This window comes from Xanthomonas sp. D-109, assembly GCF_017746095.1.
GTDB classification, from domain to species: domain Bacteria; phylum Pseudomonadota; class Gammaproteobacteria; order Xanthomonadales; family Xanthomonadaceae; genus Xanthomonas_A; species Xanthomonas_A sacchari.
Map to the genome: position 1 here is coordinate 84,517 of NZ_JAGHWV010000009.1, position 22,894 is coordinate 107,410.

Annotated in this window: 19 protein-coding genes; 7 read left to right on the forward strand and 12 right to left on the reverse strand. The window is 70.6% G+C overall.

Translation table 11 applies throughout. The annotated features are described in order from the left end of the window. Positions 1 to 7: 7 nt before the first annotated feature. Genes J7357_RS09990 through J7357_RS10010 form a run of 5 tightly spaced genes read right to left on the reverse strand, consistent with a single transcriptional unit; the run spans position 8 to position 4,296 of the window. The gene (locus tag J7357_RS09990; protein ID WP_209246091.1) at positions 8 to 661 is read right to left on the reverse strand and encodes a tetratricopeptide repeat protein; all 654 of its coding nucleotides are present in this window, start codon (positions 659 to 661) and stop codon (positions 8 to 10) included. Beyond that, positions 658 to 1,476, reverse strand: coding sequence for an SDR family oxidoreductase (locus J7357_RS09995; RefSeq protein ID WP_152239343.1), 819 nt, complete (start codon positions 1,474 to 1,476; stop codon positions 658 to 660). The genes J7357_RS09990 and J7357_RS09995 overlap by 4 nt, the downstream gene beginning before the upstream one ends. Next, positions 1,476 to 2,153, reverse strand: coding sequence for an iron-containing redox enzyme family protein (locus J7357_RS10000; RefSeq protein ID WP_209246093.1), 678 nt, complete (start codon positions 2,151 to 2,153; stop codon positions 1,476 to 1,478). The genes J7357_RS09995 and J7357_RS10000 overlap by 1 nt, the downstream gene beginning before the upstream one ends. After that, the gene (locus J7357_RS10005; protein WP_209246095.1) at positions 2,150 to 3,643 is read right to left on the reverse strand and encodes an AMP-binding protein; all 1,494 of its coding nucleotides are present in this window, start codon (positions 3,641 to 3,643) and stop codon (positions 2,150 to 2,152) included. Before J7357_RS10005 ends, J7357_RS10000 begins: the two co-directional genes overlap by 4 nt. Further along, positions 3,640 to 4,296: a thermostable hemolysin gene (locus J7357_RS10010; protein ID WP_209246097.1), complete on the reverse strand. Its 657-nt coding sequence runs from the start codon at positions 4,294 to 4,296 to the stop codon at positions 3,640 to 3,642. Before J7357_RS10010 ends, J7357_RS10005 begins: the two co-directional genes overlap by 4 nt. Before the next feature lie 221 nt (positions 4,297 to 4,517). Between J7357_RS10010 and J7357_RS10015 the strand changes: the two genes are divergently transcribed. The 3 genes from J7357_RS10015 to J7357_RS10025 all read left to right on the forward strand — a co-directional run bounded on the left by J7357_RS10015 (position 4,518) and on the right by J7357_RS10025 (position 7,351). Next, positions 4,518 to 5,177, forward strand: a complete 660-nt coding sequence (locus J7357_RS10015; RefSeq protein WP_209246098.1) for a TetR/AcrR family transcriptional regulator — start codon at positions 4,518 to 4,520, stop codon at positions 5,175 to 5,177. Between the two features lie 134 nt (positions 5,178 to 5,311). Next, a complete protein-coding gene (locus J7357_RS10020) occupies positions 5,312 to 5,971 on the forward strand; it encodes a protein-L-isoaspartate O-methyltransferase (RefSeq protein ID WP_209246100.1) in 660 nt (219 codons plus the stop codon). An 18-nt stretch (positions 5,972 to 5,989) separates the two neighbouring features. After that, positions 5,990 to 7,351 (forward strand): TolC family outer membrane protein, encoded by a 1,362-nt coding sequence (locus J7357_RS10025; RefSeq protein ID WP_209246102.1) that lies wholly within the window; start codon positions 5,990 to 5,992, stop codon positions 7,349 to 7,351. Between the two features lie 463 nt (positions 7,352 to 7,814). On the opposite strand, the gene waaA is transcribed toward J7357_RS10025, so the two are convergent. Further along, complete coding sequence (waaA, locus tag J7357_RS10030) at positions 7,815 to 9,134, reverse strand: lipid IV(A) 3-deoxy-D-manno-octulosonic acid transferase (RefSeq protein ID WP_209246105.1); 1,320 nt, start codon at positions 9,132 to 9,134, stop codon at positions 7,815 to 7,817. A gap of 103 nt (positions 9,135 to 9,237) precedes the next feature. Between waaA and J7357_RS10035 the strand changes: the two genes are divergently transcribed. Further along, positions 9,238 to 10,185, forward strand: coding sequence for an LpxL/LpxP family Kdo(2)-lipid IV(A) lauroyl/palmitoleoyl acyltransferase (locus J7357_RS10035; protein WP_209246107.1), 948 nt, complete (start codon positions 9,238 to 9,240; stop codon positions 10,183 to 10,185). A gap of 4 nt (positions 10,186 to 10,189) precedes the next feature. On the opposite strand, the gene J7357_RS10040 is transcribed toward J7357_RS10035, so the two are convergent. Genes J7357_RS10040 through J7357_RS10050 form a run of 3 tightly spaced genes read right to left on the reverse strand, consistent with a single transcriptional unit; the run spans position 10,190 to position 12,855 of the window. Beyond that, on the reverse strand, positions 10,190 to 11,545 hold the full coding sequence (locus tag J7357_RS10040; protein WP_209246110.1) for an O-antigen ligase: 1,356 nt from the start codon (positions 11,543 to 11,545) through the stop codon (positions 10,190 to 10,192). Then, complete coding sequence (locus J7357_RS10045; protein WP_209246112.1) at positions 11,526 to 12,647, reverse strand: glycosyltransferase; 1,122 nt, start codon at positions 12,645 to 12,647, stop codon at positions 11,526 to 11,528. The genes J7357_RS10040 and J7357_RS10045 overlap by 20 nt, the downstream gene beginning before the upstream one ends. A 10-nt stretch (positions 12,648 to 12,657) precedes the next feature. Beyond that, positions 12,658 to 12,855 carry a zinc-finger domain-containing protein gene (locus J7357_RS10050; protein ID WP_010344507.1) on the reverse strand — a complete coding sequence of 66 codons (198 nt, stop codon included), beginning with the start codon at positions 12,853 to 12,855 and terminating at the stop codon, positions 12,658 to 12,660. 192 nt (positions 12,856 to 13,047) lie between these two features. On the opposite strand from J7357_RS10050, the gene J7357_RS10055 reads away from it, so the two are divergent. Further along, positions 13,048 to 13,296 carry a helix-turn-helix transcriptional regulator gene (locus J7357_RS10055; protein WP_311195509.1) on the forward strand — a complete coding sequence of 83 codons (249 nt, stop codon included), beginning with the start codon at positions 13,048 to 13,050 and terminating at the stop codon, positions 13,294 to 13,296. 421 nt (positions 13,297 to 13,717) lie between these two features. Here J7357_RS10055 and J7357_RS10060 read toward each other — a convergent pair whose 3' ends face one another. Further along, positions 13,718 to 16,003 carry an NADP-dependent malic enzyme gene (locus J7357_RS10060; RefSeq protein ID WP_010344510.1) on the reverse strand — a complete coding sequence of 762 codons (2,286 nt, stop codon included), beginning with the start codon at positions 16,001 to 16,003 and terminating at the stop codon, positions 13,718 to 13,720. 149 nt (positions 16,004 to 16,152) lie between these two features. Continuing rightward, complete coding sequence (locus J7357_RS10065; protein ID WP_209246114.1) at positions 16,153 to 17,517, reverse strand: dicarboxylate/amino acid:cation symporter; 1,365 nt, start codon at positions 17,515 to 17,517, stop codon at positions 16,153 to 16,155. Positions 17,518 to 17,962: 445 nt separating this feature from the next. Here J7357_RS10065 and J7357_RS10070 point away from each other — a divergent pair, with 445 nt between their 5' ends. Together J7357_RS10070 and J7357_RS10075 are read left to right on the forward strand one after the other, a co-directional pair. Then, positions 17,963 to 19,135, forward strand: coding sequence for a porin (locus tag J7357_RS10070; protein WP_209246116.1), 1,173 nt, complete (start codon positions 17,963 to 17,965; stop codon positions 19,133 to 19,135). Between the two features lie 318 nt (positions 19,136 to 19,453). Beyond that, positions 19,454 to 22,099 (forward strand): PAS-domain containing protein, encoded by a 2,646-nt coding sequence (locus tag J7357_RS10075; RefSeq protein ID WP_209246118.1) that lies wholly within the window; start codon positions 19,454 to 19,456, stop codon positions 22,097 to 22,099. Between the two features lie 359 nt (positions 22,100 to 22,458). On the opposite strand, the gene J7357_RS10080 is transcribed toward J7357_RS10075, so the two are convergent. Next, a complete protein-coding gene (locus tag J7357_RS10080; protein ID WP_010344517.1) occupies positions 22,459 to 22,809 on the reverse strand; it encodes a DUF5713 family protein in 351 nt (116 codons plus the stop codon). Between the last annotated feature and the right edge of the window lie 85 nt (positions 22,810 to 22,894).

Genomic DNA, 22,894 nt, shown 5'->3' on the forward strand with positions numbered 1-22,894 from the left:
TGGCCGCTCAGCGGCTGGCAAGATGCGGCTCGACCTCGCGCAACGCCGCCTGGATCTGCTGGCGGCGGCCGTGGTCGGCCACCTCGCGCCCGGGCCGCGGCGGTGCCGCCAGGGCCTTGCGCAAGGCCGCGGCAGCGCCGCTCCAGTCCTTCTGCGCGCGCAGGAAATCGCCGTAGAAGTAGTTGGCGTCGATGCCGTCCGGATCGTACTGCAGGCCCCGCTGCAACAGGGACCGCGCCTTGGCGTCGTCGCCGAAGCCGACCGGCCAGCCGGGCACCTGGTAGTACAGCGCGCCCAGGCTGGTGCAGCCGGCGCCGTTCAAGGCGGCCGGGTCCAGCGCCAGCGCCTGCTCGAAATCGCTGCGGGCGCGCTTGACCAGGCCCAGCGCACCGAGGCCGCCGCGCTCGCCGGCTTCGCTGGACAGCACGATGCCCTCCCAGATCAGCGCGGCCGGATCGCGCGGCGCCGCCTGGCGGGCGGCGGCCGCCTGCGCGGCCAGGTTGGCATAGGCCTGCAGGCGCTGCGGCTTCGGCGTCTGGTAGGCGACCTGCGCCCACTGGTCGCGCACCGCGGCCACCGCCGGGGTCAGCGGCGCGGCAGCGGCCGCCCCCAGCGGCAACAGCGCAAGCAACAGCGACAGCGCACGCAGACGGACGTTCATCGGGCATCTCCAAATCGGGAAGGAGCGCGCGCGGCATGCCGGCGCACCACGGGCAGCTGCGCTTTCAAACTGCGGTCCACCAGTCCCGGCAAGGCGCCGTTGAGGCGGGCGAAGAGCTTTTCCGGCCAGCCGATCTGCAGGCGCCGATCGCCGCGTTCGATCGCCTGGCGCAGCGCGCGCGCCACCCGCTCCGGCGTATCCGCACCGACCTTCAGTTCCTGGTTCATCGCATCCACCTGCGCGGTGTTGAACGCGGTGCGGGTGGCGCGCGGCGCCAGGTACTGGAAACGCACATGGCTGTCGGCGTACTCGCGCGCCAGCGCCTCGAACAGGCCGCGCAGGCCGAACTTGCTGGCGCTGTAGCCGGCGAAACCGGGGAACCCCAGGCTGCCGAAGGTCGAGCCGACCGCCACCACCGTGGCCTGCGGCTGCGCCTGCAACAACGGCAGCAGCGCGCGCACGAGCAACATCGGCGCCATCAGGTTGGTGTCCAGCAGTTGCCGCAGATCCTGCTCGGACTGCTCGGCGAACAGGCCGAAACCGCTCTGCGCATGCGCGATCAGCAGCAGCGACGGACGGATCGGCAAGGCCCCGGCGGCGCCGAGCAACTGCGCGCGCCCGGCCGGCGTGGACAGGTCCAGCGGCAGCGGCAGCACCCGCCCCTGCGGATGCCGGCCGGCGACCTGCGCCAGCCGCACCGGGTCGCGGCCGACCGCCAGCACGCAGGCGCCGGCGGCCACCAGTTCGTCGCACAGGGCGGCGCCGATGCCGCCGCTGGCGCCGGTGAGAATCACGCTGCGTCCGTTGAGATCCATCATGCGGCCTCCGCCATGGGCAGCGCCGGCTGTACGCGCAGGCTGCGGAAGATGTCGCAGTACAGGCCGTAGAAGCGCTTGGCCGCGTGCACCACGGCGCGCTGGTCGTCGGCGTCGTCGAGGCGGTCCATCAGGCCTTCGAAGAAGCCGGCATGCCCGATGTCCAGGTCGCCGTGCGAGCGCAGGTAGCTGAAGGCGTTGCGCGGCAGGCCCAGCGAGGTCTCGATGCTGTCGGCCGCACGCGTGGCCAGCGCCACGCTGGTGCCTTCCAGCACCAGCACCATGCCGAAGAAGCCCACCGGATTGCCGCGGGCGATGGTGTCGTAGGCGTAGGCCACCATCAGTTCGGTCGCCGCCGAGGGCATCGACACCGCGGCCGCGGCACGGTCGGCACCGCAGGCGGCCAGGTCGTCGAGGATCCACTCCTGGTGGCCCAGTTCTTCCTCGATGTACTCGGCCACCGCGCTGCGCAGCCACTCCAGCCGCGCCGGCAGGCGCGCGCCGCAGGCCATCAGCAACGGCACGGTGTGGCGCACGTGGTGATAGGCCTGACCGAGGAAGGCGACGTAGTCGGCGCGGGCGATCTGCCCGGCCAGGGCGGTCTGGATGATCGGAATGGCGATCAGGTCGGCGCGTTCGGCCTGGGTCTCGGCGAGCAGTCGGGCGTGGAAACTCATTGGAAGGCTCCTGGGGCGGGATCGGGTTCGAGTTCGGCGTAGCGCTGCGCCACGGCATCGGCGTAGCGCTGCAGGATGGCGTCGCGGCGCGGGCGGCCGTTGCCGGTGAGCAGGCCGTCGGCAGCGCTGAACGGCGCGGCGGCGCGCACGAAGCCGGCGACGCGGGCGTAATCGGGCAGGCCGGCGTTGACCTCGGCCAGCGCCCCTTGCAGCGCAGCGTCGTCTTCGCCGGGGCGGCGCGGCCACAGCACCGCCAGGTTGTGCGCACGCGCCTCGCCGCATACCACCGCCTGCGCGATCAGCGGATGCTGCAGCAACTCGCTTTCCACCCACTCCGGCGAGACGTTGCGGCCGAACGCGGTGATGAACACATGCTTGCGGCGGCCGGTGATGTGCACGAAGCCATCGGCGTCGACATGGCCCAGGTCGCCGGTGGCGATCGGCCCCGGCACCGGGCCGGGGGCGCCCAGGTAGCCCAGGCAACGCACGCCGTCGACCTGCAGCTCGCCATCGACCACCTGCACCCGCGCATGCGGCAGCGGTCGCCCGACGCTGCCCAGGCGCTGCGCCTCGGGCCGGTTCAAGGCCACCACCGAGGCGCATTCGGTCAGGCCGTAGCCTTCGAACACCGGCAACTGCAGCGCCGCCGCGCGGCGCAGCAGGCCCGGGCCGACGCGGCCACCGCCGACCGCCAGGTAGCGCAACGAGGCGGGCAGCGGCACGCCGCGCTCGGCGGCCATGACCAGCCCCAGCAGCAACTGCGGCACCAGGATCACGCTATGCGGCTGGTAGCGGTGCAGGCAGGCGATCAGGGTCGGGATGTCCAGGCCGGCAGCGCCGCTGTAGCCGATCTCGGCCAGCGACGGCAGCGCGATCTGCGCGCCCGACAGCAGCGGCGCGTAGAGGCCGCCGACGTTTTCCAGCAGCGTCGACAGCGGCATCAGGCACAGGTGCCGGCGCGGCGCCAGCGCCGAGGCCGCGTCGGCCAGCGAGCCGGCCACCTGCAGCAGCGCCTCGGCACCCAGGCACACGCCCTTGGGCTGGCCAGTGGTGCCGGAGGTGTAGGTGATGCAGCCGGTGCCTGCGGGCAGGGCCACCGGCATCTGCGCCAAGCGCCGGCCCGCCAGGCCCGGCTCCGGCAGACGCAGCGCCTCGCCGTCGAGACCGGCCAGCGCCGGACCCGGCGCCGCGATCAGCCCCTGCGCACCGCTGCTGGCCAGGGCGTACTGCACCTGCGCCGGACTGAAGAAGGTCGGCAGCGGCACGTGCACGCCGCCACCCAGGCGGATCGCCAGGTCCAGCAGCAGCCACTCGGGGCCGTTGTCCAGGCGGCTGGCCACGCAGTGCAACCCATGCCGTTGCAGCGCATCGGCCAGGCGCTGCGCGCGCTCGAGCAGATCGCGCTCGGGCAGCGCCCCATCGGCGTAAAGCACGCGCGCGTCGCCGCCGCGCAAGCCGGCCAGCAGGTCGGCGACGCTCGGCGCGCTCACGGCGCCCCCGCCAGGCAGGCGCGGAACGTGGGCAGCGCGCCGTAGCGTGGTTCCGCCTCGCGCTGCAGGAAGGCGTGCCCGGCGGCGATGTCGCCGAACATCAGCCGCGGCTGCGCCGCGTAGTAGTCGCCCCAGTCGCTGGGATCGTCGCGCAGGTCCTGGCCGCGCGCCTCGCCCAGTTCCACAGTCGCCAGGTGCAGGCGGTCGAAGGCGTTGCGCAGTTGCCGGGTCGCCACGAACAGCACCCAGCGCAGGCCGGCGCCATGCAGGGTGCAGGTCAATGCGCGGATCATCGCCCGCGCATCGCCGGCGTGCTCGGCGGCGAAATTGCCCACCTCCACCAGTTCGCTGCGCACCACCCGCCGCGGCATCCGCTCGGCGATCGCCAGTTCGGCCGGCTGCGCCAGGTACTGCTCGACGAACAGCGGGCCCTCGCTGGCGCAGCGCAGGCCCAGCGCGGCCTGCAGGCGACCGTCGGCGTCGTGGTAGGCGAGCAGGTGCGGAAGGAAACCGCGCAGGACCGCGCCGTAGCGCTCGCGGTAGACCCGGGCGATGAAGGCTTCGACCTGCGCGCGGTCGGGATGCAGGGCATCCACCAGCACGGGGTCGGCGAAGCGGAAACCGGAAGCGGCAGAGAGCGGGACGATGGCCATGGCGGCATCGTCGGGGCCGCCGATTAGGCGACCATGAGCCCGATGTTAGGCAAATGTAAGCCGCGCATAAGCAAAGCATTGGACGCCGATGTCGCCGTCCCCCGGACAGACCGTTGGCCGCCTGCCCCACCCGGTCGGCGACGCCGGCCGAACGCAGCGTCACAATAATGAACCAGCGGGTCTAGTATAAATATCGAACCGACTGGTCTAGTATTGCCGCCATGGTCAGCAAATCGCCCGCCGCCGCCAAACCCTCCCCCCGCCCAGCCGGACCCGGCCGCCCCAAGGACATGGGCAAACGCGCCGCGATCCTGGAAGCGGCGCGGGAGATGTTCACCGAACTGGGATTCGGCGGGGTCAGCATGGACGGCATCGCCGCCCGCGCCGGCGTCTCCAAGCTCACCGTCTACAGCCACTACGGCGACAAGGAGACCCTGTTCGCCGAGGCGGTGCGCGCGCAATGCCAGGCGCTGCTGCCGGACGACCTGTTCGGGCACGCGCTCAAGGGCCCCCTGCGCACCCAGTTGCTGGACATCGGCCAGGCCTTCTTCGCCATGATCAGCAGCGAGGCGGCGATGGCCACCCACCGCATGATGCTGACCCCCGGCACCGGCGACGACCACGTCCGCGAGATGTTCTGGAATGCCGGCCCCAAGCGCACCCAGCAGGACCTGGCGCGGTTGCTGCAGGCCCACGTCGCCGCCGGCGAACTGGACATCGCCGACCTGGACCTGGCCGCCTCGCAGTTCTTCTGCCTGGTCAAGGGCGAGCTGCACTCGCTGATGATGTGCGGCCTGTGCCGCGACGCCAGCCAGGAGCAGGTCCGCGCCCATGTCGAGGCCAGCATCGACTTCTTCCTGCGTGCCTATGCGGTGCGCTAGCCCGGCCGCCCGGCCGTTCCCCGGCGCCGATGACTTCCGGCACTGCGCGCCGGGCCGTCCGGCGGCGATGCTGCGGCATACGCCCGGCCTCCGTGCCGGCTAAAATGCCCGGCCCTCCGCGTTGGATGCCCGAAATGACGATCGACTACTCCCAAGCCCGCGAAAAGATGGTGGAACAGCAGGTCCGTCCCTGGGACGTGCTGGACCTGCGCGTGCTCGACGTGCTGTCGCGGCTGCCGCGCGAGACCTTCGTGCCGCCGGCCCACCGCGCCGTGGCCTACGCCGACCTGGAGATTCCACTGGGCCACGGCCAGTTCATGATGAAGCCGGTCATCGAAGGCCGCATGCTGCAGGCCCTGGACCTGCAGCCGGGCGAGGACGTGCTCGAGATCGGCACCGGCAGCGGCTTCGTCAGCGCCTGCCTGGGCGAACTCGGCCGCGAAGTGGTCAGCCTGGAAATCGAGCCGGCCCTGGCCGCCACCGCGCGCGCCAACCTGGACGCCGCCGACCTGGGCAGCAACGTCCGCATCGAGACCGCCGACGCCTTCGCCTGGAACAGCGAGCGCCGCTTCGACGTGGTCTGCGTCACCGCCGCGGTCACCGAGATCCCGGCGCAGTTCCTGGCCTGGCTGCGTCCCGGCGGGCGCCTATTCGCGATCCGCGGCCGCGCGCCGGTCATGGAAGCGGTGCTGGTGCATGCCGAGGCCGGCGCGCCGCGCACGGAATCGCTGTTCGAAACCGACCTGGCGTACTACCTGCGAGGCGCAGCGCCAGTCCCCCAGTTCACATTCTGATCCATCAAGGAAGCCGCAATGATCCGCCGATCCCTCGTCCTGGCGCTGGCCGCCGCGCTGTTTCCGCTGGCCGCCAACGCCACGGACCTGCTGCAAGTCTACGAAATGGCCCGCAACAGCGACCCGCAGTTGGCCTCCGCGGAATCGACCCGGCTGTACGACAAGGAGGGCGAGGTGCAGGCGCGCGCCGCGCTGCTGCCGCAGATCAACGGCAGCGCATCGCTGCAGCGCAGCCATAGCGAGATCGAGCGCGGCACCGGCGAGCTGTCCGGCACCAGCAAGAGCCGCAGCTACGCCGTGCAGGGCCAGCAGACCCTGGTCAACTTCGCGCAGTTCTCCAACCTGCGCGCGCAGAAGGCGCGCAGCCTGGCTGCCGACTACACCCTGGATTCGGCCAACGACGACCTGATCGTGCGCACCTCGGCGGCCTACTTCAACGTGCTGGTGGCGATCGAGTCGCTGGTCGCCGCCGAGACCAACGAAGCTGCCGCCAAGAAGCAGTTCGACTACGCCGACAAGCGCCTGGAAGTGGGCCTGGCACCGATCACCGACGTGCACGAAGCCCGCGCCGAGTACGACCAGGCCCGCGCCGACACGATCACCGCGCGCAACTCGCTGCAGGACCTGTACCAGGCGCTGACCGAGATCACCGGCCAGCCGGTGCGCGACCTGCGCGGCCTGCCGGAGGATTTCCGTCCGCAGCTGCCGGCCACCGGCGGCGACATCGACAGCCTGATCGCCTCGGCGCTGGACAAGAATCCGTCGCTGCGTTCCTACCAGTACCAGGTGCAGGCCGCCGAGGCCAGCGTCTCGGCCGCGCGTGCCGGACACTTGCCGACGCTGAACCTGTCGGCCAGCGCCGGCCGCGATGCGACCTGGGGCGACGGCGTCTCCGGCAGCAATTCGCCGCGCGCCGACAGCAACACCATCGGCGTCACCCTGAGCATCCCGATCTTCGCCGGCGGCGCCACCCAGTCGGCGGTGCGCCAGGCGCTGGCGCAGCGCGACATCGCCCAGGACACCTACGAACTGCAGAAGCGTGCGCTCGACCGCAACACCCGCAACGCCTACCAGACGGTGGTGGCCGGGATCAGCGAGATCGAGGCGCGGCGCCTGGCGGTGGTCTCGGCGCAGGCCGCGTTCGACGCCTCGCAGGTCGGCCTGGAAGTCGGTACCCGCACCGTGCTGGACGTGGTGCAGAACCAGCGCACCCTTTACCAGGCGCAGCTGGCCTACGCGCAGGCGCGCTACAACTTCCTGCAGAACCGCCTGCTGCTGAGCCAGGCGCTCGGCTCGCTGGACGTGGCCGAGGTGCAGTCGATCAACGCGCTGCTGACCCAGAGCGCCGAATCCAAGCTCAACTCCACCAGCACGCAGTAAGCGCGTTCGCGCGTGCACCCATCGAAACGGCGGGCCTTCGGGTCCGTCGTTTTGTTTTGGGGAGCCGCAGGCTGAGCCATGTCAGCGCCCCGGTCGCGGCTGCCGGTCGCGGCTGAATCCGCTCCTACGAGTACGCACTCGCCATGCGACACGCGCCGTGCAGCGTCGCCCGCCATCTGCCAAAGCGAACGCCGTTCTGACCGTGACACGACAGTCCGCCAGCCGCACTGTGGGAGGGACTTCAGTCCCGACGCGCTGCGCGATGGAAGGGGCGGAATAGGCGAACGGAGCGTGTCATGCGTCGCGACTGAAGTCGCTCCCACAACCAGTTGTCTGGAGCCCGGAAAAAGGATGCCGTCGCAGCAACCGTAGGAGCGGCTTCAGCCGCGACACGCTTTACCGGGAATGCCCGTCGCGGCTAAAGCCGCTCCTACAGACGCGCGGATCCCGCTGGCGAAGCACGTCAGTCCTCCGCACTCGCCTCGCCGGCCAACGGCGGCAGATGCGGCGCGATCAGTTGCAGGGTCCGTTGCAGCGCGCCGCGGCCGTTGGCGACCAGCGCGCAGCCCGCCTCGGCCATCTGCTTGCGCGACTCGGCGTCGCCCAGCAGGGACTGCAGCGCCGCGCACACGGCGCCGGCATCCTCGCAGATGGCCACCGCACCGGCCTCGCGCATGCGCCGCGAGATTTCGGAGAAGTTGTGCAGGTGCGGGCCGGTGACCGACGGCGTGCCGACCGCTGCCGGCTCCAGCAGGTTGTGGCCGCCGATCGGCTGCAGGCTGCCGCCGACGAAGGCGACCTGCGCGCAGGCGTAGAAGCCCATCAACTCGCCCAGCGTGTCGATCACGAACACCGCATCGTCGGCACCCGGCCACTGCTGCTGGCGGCGCGTGGCCACGCGCCAGCCCTGGTCGCGCGCCAGCGCCTCGACCTTGGCGAAGCGTTCCGGATGCCGCGGCGCCCACAGCAGCAGCAGGTCCGGCCACTGCCGGCGCAGTTGCCGGTGCATCTCGATCACCGCCGCTTCCTCGCCATCGTGGGTGCTGGCAGCGATCCACACTGGACGCGCCGCCGGCACGCGCTCGCGGAACGCGGCGACGACCTCCGGCAGGTGCGCGGGCGCGGCGATGTCGAACTTCAGGTTGCCCAGCGCACGCACCTGCTCGGCGCGCGCGCCCAGCGCGACGAAGCGCTCGGCGTCCTCCTGCGACTGCGCCGCCACGCAGGTGACGGTGCGCAGCGCGCGCCCGATCAACGGCCGCAGCACCCGGTAGCCGCGCAGCGAACGCGCCGACAGCCGCGCGTTGAGCACGTACACCGGAATGCCGCGGTCGCGGCAGCCGAACAGCATGTTCGGCCACAGCTCGGTCTCCAGGATCAGCGCCAGGCTCGGGCGGAAATGCTGCAGGAAGCGGCCGACGCTGCCGGGCACGTCGTAGGGCAGATACACATGATCCAGGGCGTCGCCCCACAGCGCGCGCACCCGCTCCGAGCCGGTCGGGGTGATGGTGGTGATCACCCAGCGGATGTCCGGGCGCTGCGCGCGCAGCGCATTGACCACCGGCGCGGCGACGTTGACCTCGCCCACCGAGACCGCGTGCAGCCACACCCGCGGGCGTCCGCGCGCCTGCGAGTACGAGGCGTAACGCTCGTCCCAGCGCTGGAAGTACTGGCGCACGCGGAAGCCGCGCCAGACCAGGTGATAGACGGTGACCGGCAGCAGCAGATAGAGCACGGCCGAGTACAGGCCGCGCAGCAGCCGCTCGATGAAATCGTTGCGCATCCGGACAGCATAGCCGGTTGCGCGCGGACGGCGGCAGACGATCGCCATGCCCCCAGCAGTGCGCGCCGACGCGGCCGTGCGCGTGCCCGGCTAAACTTGGCGCATGTCTGCCGCCCCCACTCCGCCCGCCTCCGCGACCCAGGCCGCACCGCCGCCACGCTCGCCCCGCCACTGGCCCACCTGGCTGCTGCTCGGCCTGGCGGTGATCGCCGCACGCCTGCCGTGGCTGTTGCAGCGCGCACTGGGCCGCGGCATCGGCTGGCTGGCGCTGCGCCTGGCCGGCACCCGCCGCCATGCCGCCGAGGTGAACCTGGCACTGTGCTTCCCGGAGCACAGCGAGACCTGGCGCGCGCGCCTGCTGCGCGACAGCTTCGACGCGCTGGGCGTGGGCGTGTTCGAATTCGCCCGCGCCTGGTGGGGCGGCATCGGCGCGATTCGCCGGCGCACCCGCATCGAGGGCCTGGAACACCTGCAGGCGCTGCAGGCGCAAGGCCGTGGCGTGCTGCTGGTGTCGGGCCACTTCATGACCCTGGAGATCTGCGGCCGCCTGCTGTGCGATCACGTGCCGCTGGCCGGCATGTACCGGCGCCACCGCAATCCGGTGTTCGAATGGGCGGTCAAGCGCGGCCGCCTGCGCTACGCCACCGCCATGTTCGCCAATGAGGACCTGCGCGGCAGCGTGCGCCACCTCAAGCGAGGCGGTTTCCTGTGGTACGCGCCGGACCAGGACATGCGCGGCAAGGACACGGTGTTCGTGCCGTTCTTCGGCATGCCCGCGGCCACCATCACCGCGACCCACCAGCTGGCGCGACTGACCGGTTGCGCGGTGGTGCCGTACTTCCACCGCCGCGAAGGCGCCGACTACATCCTGCGCATCGCGCCGCCGCTGGAAGACTTTCCGTCGGAAGACATGGTCGCCGACACCGCGCGGGTCAACGCCGCCATCGAGGCGATGGTGCGCGAGGCGCCGGCGCAGTATCTGTGGATCCACCGCCGCTTCAAGCGCCAGCCCGGCGGCCGCAGCGACTTCTACGAGCGCCAGCGCGGCTGAGCGCTCACCCCGGCGTCGCGGCGTCGGTGCGTTCGCCCGGTTCGGGGTCGTTGGCGAGCAGAGCGCCGGCGTACAGGCCGATCAGCAGCATGGTCAGCGCGCCCCAGAACGACGAGTAGAAGGCCAGGTGGGTGTTGAACGGGAACACCGTGATCAGCAGCGCCTGCATGGCCGGCCGCGCGCGTTCGCGCGCCTGCGCCGACGCGTAGCGCCACGCGCGCCACGCCTGCGCGGCACCGGCCAGCCACAGCAGCAGGCCGATCACACCGGTCTCGGCGAGCACCTCGAGCACGATCTGGTGGGCATGGAAGGCTGGTTCGCGTCCCCATTCCCCGGCATGGCTCGGGTCTGGATCGCAACCGACGTAGGCCTCGCGGAAGCCGCGCACGCCGACGCCGTTGATCGGGTGCTGGCGGATCATGCACCAGGCCGCGGTCCAGATCTGCGCGCGCCCGGTCAGGGCGGCGTTGAGGTCGGCCGGATGCCCGCTGAGCGCGCGCGCGGTGCGCTCGAAGCGGTCGTGCACCTGCGGCGACACCACGCCCAGCACCCCGGCGCCCAGCAGCGCGGCCACGCCCAGCGCCAGCAGCTTGCGCGCGCCGAGCAGGCGCCAGCCCGACAGCACCAGCAGTACCGCGTAGGTGATCCAAGAAGCGCGCGACCCGGCCAGCACCAGCACCACGCCCACCGCGCCCGCCGCAAGCAGCCAGCCCCAGGCGCCGCCGCGGCGCGCGGCCACCCACAGCAGGAACGGCGAGACGCTGGCCAGCACCTGGCCGAACTTCAGATTGCACGGGCCGAACACGCCGCTGAGGCGATCGGCCAGGGCGATCTCCTGCGGCGTGCACAGGCCGTGGTGGCTGATCGCCCACTTCAGTTGGTCCATCGACCAGAACAGCGGGCTGGTGCCGCACAGTGCCTGCGCCAGCGCGTCCACGGTCCAGATCGCCGCGATCACCGCCAGGCCGTTGAAGGTGATGCGGCGCCCGCGCGGCGTCGCCACCGCCATCGCCACCAGCCACAGGAACGGCAGGAAACGCAGGTCCACCGCCGATTCGCGCAGGGCCAGCGCCACGTCCACCGCGCCGAACGCAGACAGCGGCTGCGGCAGCCAGTAGGTGAGGAACAGCAGCGTGGTCAGCGCCCAGGCCGGACCGCTGAGCAGGCGCGCGCCGCCGCGGAAGCGGCTGTGCAGCAGCCGCGCCAGGGTGACCAGGGCGCCCAGCGCCAGCACGCCGGCGGCCAGGCCGGGCGCCGGCCACAGCGCGACGAACACCAGCACCCACACCGGTGCCCAGCGTTCGCGGACCTCGGGCAGGGCAGAAGCAGACAGGGAACCGTCAGGGCCGGAGTTCGTCATAGATCGCCAGGGTGCTGCGCTGCATCGCCTGCAGCGTATAGGGAAGCGTGGCCGGCGGCGCCGGTGGCTGCGCCAGCAGCGCGCGTGCGGCGGCCTGCAGGGCCGTGGCGTCGAACGTCGCCACGGCGCCGGCGGGCTGCAGTTGCGCCAGCAGTTCGCCGACCCCGCCATGCGCCCAGCCAAGGACCGGCCGCCCGACCGCCAGCGCCTCGACCACGGTGCGGCCGAACGCCTCGGGCTTGCGCGAGAGTTGCAGCACCAGGTCGCTGGCGGCATAGGCCTCGGCGATGCGGGCGGTCGGCGGCGTGAACGCCACCGCGTCGGCCACGCCGAGCGATGCCGCCTCGGCCTCCAGCTCGCGCACATACGCGTCGCGCCCGGGCTCGCGCGCGCCGGGCAGCCACAGCCGCGCATCCGCGGCCGCGCCGCCCTCGCCGCGCAGCGCAGCCAGCAGGCGCAGGGCGTCGGCGTGCCCCTTCAGGCGGGTGCCGCGCCCCGGCAACAGCAGCAGCGGCCCGTTGCCGGCCAGCGCCGGCGCCTGGCCAGCGGCCCAGGCCCGCGCCTGCGCGTCGGGCCAGGCACGGCGCGGGAACTGCGCCGGATCGATGCCGCGCGGCACCACCCGCAGGCGCACCGGATCGGTCTGCGGATAGTGCTGCAGCACATAGGCGCGCACCGTCTCGGACACGCAGATGACCCGCTCGCCGCGGGTCATCACCGCGCTGTAGCGGCTAGGCGAGTTGAGCCCATGCACGGTGGTGACCAGGCGCGGGCGCTGCGCCACCGGCATGCCCTGCAGCGCGCGCCAGCCCAGCCAGGCCGGCAGTCGCGAGCGCGCGTGCACGATGTCCGCGCGCTCGCGCGCGAACAGGCGCCGCAGCGCCGGCACATGGCGCAGGGTCATCAAGGACTTGCGGCCGATGTCCAGGGCGATGTGCTCGGCGCCGGTGGCGGCCAGCGCCGGGAGCAGGCGGCCGCCGGCCGACACGACCACGGCGCGATGCCCGGCGTCGACCAAGGCCTGGGCGATTTCCAGCGTGGACCGCTCGACGCCGCCGGACTCCAGCGCCGGCAGCAGCTGCACCACGGTCAGGCGGTGCATCGAATCCGGGTCAGTCGACCAGCACGAAGACCGCGCCGCAGTACGGGCACTTGGCTTCCAGGCCCGGCTCGTCCTCGATCGGCAGGTAGACCCGCGGATGCGAGTTCCACAGCGCCATCTCCGGCGTCGGGCAGCTCAGCGGCAGGTCGGCGCGGCGCACCTCGTAGCGCGTCTGGGCATTGGCGGGCGCGGTGGCGGTATGGCTCATGGCGGTGGGGACACGGCGTAAAGGGACAGGCGATTCTAGCAGCCCATCCCGCCACGGGCGCGGCGCGCGGCGGCGGCTGGAAGCGGTCCTTTCACGCGCCTTTCCGCTTCGCTTGATACGGAACCGACGCACCACTATGCTGGCATCACGCGGCGCCGACATGCCGCTTTGAGGTGTCTCGTGGATATAGGTGTGCGTTTGATGCAGGCGCGGCGAAATGCCGGTTTCACACTGCGCGAGCTTGCCGCCTTGTTGGGCGTGGCGCATAGCACGCTGGGTCATTGGGAGAACAACCGTTCGGTCCCCAATGCCCGCCATTTGCTGAAGATCGCCGAACTTACCGGCGTCGACGCATACGTGCTGCTGACCGGCAAGCCTTCCAAGCTGAACCAGACCGACGGCGACAGCCTGCCGCTGCCGGTGGGCAAGCGCATGGCCTGAACGGGGCGCGGCGCCGCAGGCGCCGCCTTCGTGCCTGGCCTTCCCTCGCGCGGCCTTCGTGCCGGCCGCGCGCGCAGCGATGCGAATGGCACTGCGGCACTTCGTGTCGCCCACGAATGAAAGCGTTTTCAGTCTCGACCTTTCGGTCCCTCCCCTAGCGTCTCCCTCGCCCGCACGGCCCCGCAACCGCGGCCATCGCGGCGCCGCTGCTGTTCTTCCGCTCGTCCCATACCATTGCGCGCAACCAGCGCAGGCGGCTGCGTGCGCGGAACACCCGCGCGGCAGGTGCGATCGCCTGCAATGCGGAATGCGCACGCCAATGCGCCGCCGCGTCGGCGGCAGCGCATCGGCACAGCGAAACCGGCGAACGCACGGCACGCGACGCGTGCCGGCGCCGCCGTATGCGGCGCCGGCGCGGCGCTTATTTCTCCGCGTCGCGTTGCTTGCGGATCTGCGCATCGACCGCGGCGATCGCGGTCATGTTCATCACCCGGCGCGAGGTGGCGCTGGTGGTGAGGATGTGCACCGGCTTGGAGATGCCCATCAGGATCGGGCCGATCGCCACGCCGTCGGTGAACACGCGCACCAGGTTGTAGGCGATGTTGGCCGCTTCCAGGTTCGGCAGCACGAACAGGTTGGCGCGGCCCTTCAGCGTGCTGTTGGGCATGATCTGCTTGCGCAGCGCCTCGTCCCACGCGGTATCGCCCTGCATCTCGCCGTCGATGTTGAGCTCGGGCTTGCGCTTGAGCAGCGCCTCGCGCACCTGGCGCATCTTCAGCGCGTCGCGCGAATCGTGGCTGCCGAAGTTGGAATGCGACAGCAGCGCGATGTTCGGCTCGATGCCGAACAGCTTCAGGCGATAGGCGGCCTGCAACGTGGCCTCGACGATCTGCTCCACGCTCGGGTCTTCCTGCACGTGGGTGTCGACGAAGAAGAACGCACCCTGCTGGTTGATCACGCCGGTCATCGCCGAGGTCGAACTGACCCGCGGCTCCAGCGGAATCACGCTGCGCGCGTAGCCGAGCTTCTTGTGGAAACGGCCGACCACGCCGGTGAGCAGCGCATCGGCTTCGCCGCGCGCAACCATCACTGCGGCGATCAGCGTCGGCCGCGAGCGCATCAGTTCCTTGGCCGCGGTGACGGTGACGCCGCGACGCTCGGTGAGCGCGTGGTAGTACTGCCAGTAGTCGTTGAAGCGCGGATCGTCGTGGATGTTGGTGATCTCGAAATCCACGCCGGCGGTGATGCGCAGGCCCAGGCGCTGGATGCGTGCCTCGATCACGTCCGGGCGGCCGATCAGGATCGGGAACGCCAGGCCTTCGTCGATCACGCTCTGCACCGCGCGCAGCACCACTTCCTCTTCGCCCTCGGCGTACACCACGCGCTGCTTGTCGGCGCGGGCGCGGTCGTACACCGGCTTCATCATCAGGCTGGTGCGGTAGACGAACTGGCTGAGCTTGTCGCGGTAGGCGTCCATGTCGGCGATCGGCCGCGTGGCCACGCCCGAATCCATCGCCGCCTGCGCCACCGCCGAGGACAGTTCGACCAGCAGGCGCGGGTCCAGCGGCCGCGGAATCAGGTAGTCGGGGCCGAAGCTCGGCGTCTCGCCGCCGTAGGCCGCGCCCAGGTCCGAGGCCTCGCGCCGCGCCATCGCCGCGATCGCCTTGACGCAGGCGACCTTCATCTCCTCGTTGATGCCGGTGGCGCCGACATCGATGGCGCCGCGGAACAGGTAGGGGAAGCACAGCACGTTGTTGATCTGGTTCGGGTAGTCCGAACGGCCGGTGCCGATGATCGCGTCCGGGCGCACTGCCTTGGCCGCTTCCGGGGTGATCTCAGGATTGGGATTGGCCAGGGCGAAGATCACCGGCTGCGGCGCCATGGTCGCCACCATCTCCGGCTTGAGGATGCCCGCGGCCGACAGGCCGAGGAAGATGTCCGCGCCCTCGACGATCTCGGCCAGCGTGCGCTTGTCGGTGTCGCGCGCGTAGCGCGCCTTGTCCGGGTCCAGGTCGGTGCGGCCGGTGTGGATCACCCCGTCGCGGTCCAGGGCCAGGATGTTCTCCGGCTTCAGGCCCAGCGAGACCAGCATGTTGACGCAGGAGATGCCGGCCGCGCCCATGCCGGTGGTGGCCAGCTTGACCTCTTCGATCTTCTTGCCGGTGACCACCAGCGCGTTGAGCACGGCCGCGCCGACGATGATCGCGGTGCCGTGCTGGTCGTCGTGGAACACCGGGATGTTCATGCGCTCGCGCAGCTTGCGCTCGACGATGAAGCACTCCGGCGCCTTGATGTCTTCCAGGTTGATGCCACCGAAGGTCGGCTCGAGGCTGGCGATGATGTCGACCAGCTTGTCCGGATCGTTCTCGTTGATCTCGATGTCAAACACGTCGATGCCGGCGAACTTCTGGAACAGCACGCCCTTGCCTTCCATCACCGGCTTGGACGCCAGCGGGCCGATGTTGCCCAGGCCCAGCACCGCGGTGCCGTTGCTGATCACCGCCACCAGGTTGCCGCGCGCGGTCAGTTCGCTGGCCTGCTGCGGATCGGCGACGATGGCCTCGCAGGCGAAGGCCACGCCCGGCGAATAGGCCAGGGACAGGTCGCGCTGGGTCAGCATGGGCTTGGTCGCGGAGACCTTGATCTTGCCCGCCGGCTGTTGGCGGTGATAGTCGAGGGCGGCCTGTTTGAAATCGTCGTTTGACATCGAGGGCTTCTTTTGTCGAAAGGCGCGGAGGCCCGGAATTCTACCCCCAGCAGCAGGAGTGGTCCTGTCTGGCGGCTGTCGCCAGGGCCTTGAGTGCCGGGAAAAACGCAACGCGCCGGCAATGCCGGCGCGTCGTGCGGTGCAGCGGATCAGCGCGTGGCGAGCGGTTCGACCGCCACCGCGGGCAGCGGCACGGCCTCGCCGTCCAGCGCCAGGCGCAGGCGATCGCGATCCAGTGCGTTCTCCCAGCGCGAGACCACCACGGTGGCCACCGCATTGCCCATGAAGTTGGTCAGCGAGCGGCACTCGCTCATGAAACGGTCCACGCCCAGGATCAGCGCCATGCCGGCCACCGGCACTTCCGGCACCACCGCCAGCGTCGCCGCCAGGGTGATGAAGCCGGCACCGGTCACGCCGGCCGCGCCCTTGGAGCTGAGCATCGCCACCAGCAGCAGCGTGATCTGATGGCCGAGGGTGAGTTCGGTATTGGTGGCCTGGGCGATGAACAGCGCCGCCAGGGTCATGTAGATGTTGGTGCCGTCGAGATTGAAGGAATAGCCGGTAGGCACGACCAGGCCGACCACCGACTTCTCGCAGCCGGCGCGTTCCATCTTCTCCATCAGCGACGGCAGCGCCGATTCGGACGAGGACGTGCCCAGCACCAGCAACAATTCGGCCTTCAGGTAGCGGATCAGCTTGAAGATCGAGAACCCGCACAGATAGGCCACGGCGCCGAGGATCACCACCACGAACAGCAAGGAGGTGACGTAGAACGAACCGACCAGCCAGGCCAGCTGCACCAGCGAGTGCAGGCCGTGTTCGCCGATGGTGTAGGCGATCGCACCCAGCGCGCCGATCGGCGCGGTCTTCATCAGGATGTGCACCAGCTTGAACACCGGCGCGATCAGCGCCTCCAGCAGGTTGACCACCGGCTTGCCGCGCTCGCCGATCAGCGCCAGCGACACGCCGAACAGCACGGCGACGAACAGCACCTGCAGGACATTGGGACCGACCAGCTTGCCATTGACCACCTGGTCGCCGGTGAACGCGCCGATCAGCGACGTGGGGATGATGTCCATCAGGAAGCCGACCAGGGTCAGGTCGTGCGACTTCTGTACGTAGCTGGCGACCTTGCTCTGGTCCAGCGTGGCCAGATTCACGTTCATGCCCGCGCCGGGCTGCACCACGTGCGCGACGATCATGCCCACCACCAGCGCGAGGGTGGAGAAGAACAGGAAGTACACCATCGCCTTGCCGAACACCCGGCCGACCGTCTTCAGGTGGGTCATGCCGGCGATGCCGGTGACGATGGTCAGGAAGATCACCGGCGCGATGATCATCTTCACCAGCTTGATGAAGGCATCGGCCAGCGGCTTGAGCTGGGTGGCGAACTGCGGTTCCAGATGGCCGAGGACGGCACCGATGACGATGGCCGCCAGCACCTGGACATAGGTGTGCCGGTAGAACGGCACAGGCCGCGGCGCAGGCATGGCCGGGGAAGTTGAGATGTGCATCGAAAGCGCTCCGGGACGGTCCGCCCACCCGACGCGGGTCGCGGAATGCTGCCTTTGTACGCGTCGCCAGCGTCTAAGCAGATAACCTATTGGTACTAGGCCCGGCGCCGCGCCGTGTCGACGCGGTTACAGTGGCGCGGTAGGCTCACGGAAGGGCCAACGCAACGCCGCACGCAGACGCCGCCTCGCGCGGCCGATGGCGGCGCCGTCGCCATCGCAGCGCGCGTCTTCAGGGGTAGACGCCGCCGCAGGACTGCAACATCGCCGTAAAGATCGACCGGGCGCGTCCGCTATTGCATGCAGGGGGCATCACGTCCGGCACCGTGTCCGCATCGCGGCGGCGTCGCCGTTCGCGTGCGGCCCACCGCCGCACTGCCCGCGTCATCGTGCCACCTGCCCGGCCGGGGACTGCCGTGCCTTCATTCCTTACCGAGACGACTCCATCATGCGCCACACTCTTCTCTTCGCCGCGCTGGGCCTGACCGCCGCCGCTCCCGCCTTCGCTGCCAACGGCTTCGACGACTGGCCGACCAAGGTCGCCTTCAACGACGGCACCGAACTGGCCGTGACCGGCAACTACGCCTACGACTGGAACAACTTCTCCAACGACGACGGCCGCCTGGAGGACGACAATACGTTCCGGCGCAAGGAATTTGGCGCCACGCTGAAGAAGAAGGGCGTGTACGACGCGATGGTGTACTTCGACTTCCAGTCCAAGCTGTGGCTGGACGTGTTCTTCCGCTTCGAGACCAAGGCGCTGTTCGGCGCCGACTACGGCAAGGTGCGCCTGGGCTACATCAAGGTACCGGTGGGCCTGGAAGGCGTGACCAGCTCGCGTGCGGACAGCTTCATGGAAGTGGCGCTGCCGGTGCAGGCGATCTACCAGGGCCGCCGGACCGGCGTGGAGTGGACCTTCGAGCGTCCGCAATACCTCCTGCAGGCCGGCGCCTACGGCGGCAAGGATCTGCAGGGCGACAATCCCGGCACCACCCAGGCGGTGCGCGGCGTGTGGACCCCGTTCAAGGCCGACGGCGACGTGCTGCACCTGGGCCTGGCGTATTCGCAGGAGAATCCGCGCGGCTACCACAACGGCCTGGACGTGAGCTTCAGCCCGCGCGCGCGCTTCCGTGCGCGTCCGGAAGCCGGCCTGACCGACGTGCGCCTGATCGATTCGGGCACGCTGGTCGACGTCGACCAGGTGCGCCGCACCGGCCTGGAGGCGATCTGGATCAAGGGTCCGTTCTCGATGCAGGGCGAGGCGCTGCGCGCCGACGTGACCCGCGACAACGGCCGCCCCGACTACACCGCCGACGGCCAGTACGTGTTCGCCAGCTACGTGCTGACCGGCGAATCGCGGCCCTACAGCGCCGGCAACGTCGGCAACATCAAGCCGGCCAACGCCTACGGCGCGGTCGAACTGCTGGCGCGCTACAGCCGCCTGGACCTGGACGACGGCACGGTGCTCGGCGGCCGCCAGCACGACTGGACCCTGGGCGCCAACTGGTACCTGACCAGCCACTTCAAGTTCCAGGTGAACTACGTGCGTGCCGATGCCGAGCGCGCCGGCGTGCGCGTCAAGCCGAACTCGCTGGACCTGCGCGCCCAGGTCCAGTTCTGAGCGGACGCAGTCCGGCCGATCCGACGCGATCGGCCGGGCTGCTGCCCACTGCGCCGCGCGAAGGCGCTGCGCAGCGAACTGCAGCATGGCGCTCAACGATGCCGACGACGCTTGGGTGATGTGCCCTGCCCACCCACGGCGTGCCCGTTGCAGATCCGCCAGACGGCATCGACGGCGTCCACCGACACGATCGGCGGCCAATCTGCCTGGCCCTTCGCTTTGGCTTGGCGGTCCACGGCGCCAGCCATCGCCACCGCGCACCGCAAACGCCAGCGCACCCTCTAAGCTGATGCGGTCCCGGCCGTCGCGTTCTTCCGCATGCCTTCGCTCCTGCGCCATCGTCGCCTGATCCTGCTGCTGGTCGTCATCGTCGGCGGCATGGTGCTGGCGATGCTGTCGGCGCAACACGTCGCCGAACAGCGCGCGCTGCGCGCCGAGAGCGTGCAGTTGCGCCAGCAGCTGGAGCTGTATGCGCAGACCCTGCAGCAGCGCATCGACCGCTACCGCACGCTGCCGCAGGTGCTGGCGCTGGACCCGGAACTGCGCGATGCCCTCACCCATCCGCTGGACGCGGCCACGCAACAGCAGTTGAACCTGAAGCTGGAACGCGCCAACGACGTCACCCGCTCCTCGACCCTGACCCTGATCGATGCCAACGGCGTGGCCCTGGCCGCCAGCAACTGGCGCCTGGCCAGCAGCAACGTCGGCGCCGACTACAGCTTCCGCCCCTACGTGAAGCAGGCCCTGGCGCAGGGCAAGGGCCGTTTCTACGGGATCGGCATGACCACCGGCGTGCCCGGCTACTTCCTCTCGCAGGCGATCCTCGACGCGCAAGGACGCCCGCTCGGAGTGATCGTGATCAAGATCGAACTGGCCGCGCTGGAGCACGAATGGCTGCGCGTGCCCGACGTGGTGCTGGTCAGCGACGGCCATGGCGTGGTGTTCCTGTCCAGCCGCGACGTGTGGCGCTACCGCCAGTTGCAGCCGCTCAGCGCGCGCGAGCGCGACGAACTGCTGGCGACCCGCCAGTACGCCCAGCAGACCCTGCTGCCGGCGAAGCGGCGGGTGCTGGAGACGCTGGACGACGGCGGCCAGGTGATGCGCATCGACATGCCGGCGCAGCCGGCGCCGCTGCTGTGGCAGAGCATGGCGCTGCCGGAGAGTGGCTGGCGCCTGCACTTGCTGCACGACGTCGGCAGCAGCCGCGCCGCCGGCCGTGCCGCCGCGCTGGCCGCGGCCGGCATCTGGCTGGCGCTGTCGTTCCTGGGCCTGCTGTTCCAGCAGCGCCAGCGCCTGGCGCGGCTGCGCCAGCGCAGCCGGCGCGAACTGGAAGCGCTGTTGCAGCAGCACGCGCAGGAACTGCGCACCGCCCAGGACGGCATCGTGCAGGCCGCGCAACAGGCCGACACCGGCCTCAGCCGCAGCCTGGAGCACCTGCCGCAAGGCGTGGTGATCATCGACGCGCAACTGCGCCTGGTGGCGTGGAATTCGCGCTATCTGGAGATCTTCCGCTTTCCCCCGGAGCTGATCCGGGTCGGCCGCCCGATCGAGGACGTGTTCCGCTACAACGCGCGCCGCGGCCTGCTCGGCCCCGGCCCGGTGGAAGCGGCGATCCAGCGCCGCCTGGACCACCTGCGCAGCGGCCGCCCGCACATGCGCGAGAGCGAGAAGGACGACGGCACGGTGCTGGAGATCCGCGGCAATCCGCTGCCCGACGGCGGCTTCGTCACCAGCTACGCCGACATCACCAGCTACAAGAACGCCGCACGCGAACTGCGCTCGCTGGCCGACGCGCTGGAGCACCGCGTCGCCGAACGCACCCACGACCTGGCCGAGGCCAAGCGCGAGGCCGAGAACGCCAACCGCTACAAGACCCGCTTCGTGGCCTCGGCGGTGCACGACCTGCTGCAGCCGCTCAATGCCGCGCGCATGTTCGTCTCGGCACTGCGCGGCAAGCTGCACGACGCCGATGCACGGCAGATCGCCGACCATGTCGACAACGCGCTGGCGGCGCAGGATGCGATCCTCAACAGCCTGCTGGACATCTCGCGGCTGGAAGCGGGCACGCTGAAGACGCAGGTGCAGGACCTGGCGCTGGATCCGCTGCTGCAGACCCTGGCGCGCGAGTTCGGCATCGTCGCCGAAGGCCGCGGCCTGCGCCTGGACTACGTGCCGACCCGCGCCACCGTGCGCAGCGATGCGACCCTGCTGCGGCGCATCCTGCAGAACTTCCTGTCCAACGCGGTGCGCTACACCCCGCGCGGGCGCGTGCTGCTGGGCTGCCGGCGCGACGGCGCGCAGTTGCGCATCGAGGTCCACGATCAAGGGCCGGGCATTCCCGACGCGCTGCAACAGGAGATCTTCGAGGAGTTCCGCCGGCTCGGCGACGGCGTCGCCAACGACCGCGGCGCCGGCCTCGGCCTGGCGATCGTGGAACGCATCGGCCGCCTGCTCGGCCATCGCATCGGCCTGCGCTCGCAGTTGGGCCGCGGCAGCGTGTTCTCGGTGACCGTGCCGCTGGGCGATGCCGCGGCCGCACAAAGGCAGGCGCCGGCGGCGATGGCCAGCGACAACGGCGACGATCCGATCCTGCACGGCTGCCGGGTCTGGTGCATCGACGACGACCCGCGGGTCTGCGAGGCCAGCCGCACCCTGCTGACGCGCTGGGCCTGTCAGGTGGAACTGGCCGCCGGCCCGGACCAGGCGCTGGCCGCGGCGCAGCCGGCGCAGGCGCCGGAACTGGTGCTGCTGGACGTGCGCATGGGCGAGTGCGACGGCCCGACCCTGTTCGCGCAGTTGTGCACGCGCTGGCAGGCCGAGCCACGCGCGATCCTGATCACCGCCGAGGCCGACCCGACGCTGCGCATCCTGGCGCAGGAGCGCGGCTGGGGCTTCCTGGCCAAACCGGTCCGCGCGCCAGCCCTGCGCGCGCTGATGACGCAGATGCTGCTGCGGCGTGGGTGAGGCGTGTGAGCGGGTTTATCAGGTTTGGGGGATGTGGATCTTTGGCTGCCGTACCCTCATCCGCCCCTGCGGGGCACCTTCTCCCGGAGGGAGAAGGAAAAAGCCGGCGGCGCCGCGCTTTAGCCCCTCTCCCCCCGGGAGAGGGGTTGGGGTGAGGGTCCGGGGCGCGCAGCGCCACCCAAGATCTCATGCGCCGTTAGCGAACGGCCCTCACCGCTGCCTGGTGACGGAGAAAACTCCAGCCGCCGCACCCTCATCCGCCCCTGCGGGGCACCTTCTCCCAGCGGGAGAAGGGAGGTGCTAGCCCCTCTCCCCCCGGGAGAGGGGTTGGGGTGAGGGTACGGGGCGGCGCGCGATGTCTACCACTCGCGCGGCGCGATCAATTCCTCGACGTCGGCGTCTTCGAAACCGTAGGCCTTGGCGATGTGCAGGAAATCCACGCCGATGTTCTCGCTTGCGGCGGTCTCGATCTCGCTGTCGTGGGCCTCGAATTCCAGCGCGAGCTTGTTGAATTCCTCGGTGGCGGCATGGGTCAGCCGGTACAGCGCCGGCAGGTCCGCCGGTGCCTGCGCCTCGATCGCCTCGCACAACCGCAGCAGGATCTTCTGCCCCTTGCCGACCAGCGACGGGGGGAAGTAGTCGTCGTCCAGCATCTCCTGCAGGAACGGATAGTGGGCGGTCTGCTCGTTGCGGAGGGTCGTGGTGGGCATGGTCCGGTGGTCTCCGCCCGCGGGGGGCGCGGGCATCGGCGCATAGCATCGCGTATCCGGGCGCCGCGGAAAACGCCCCCCGCCG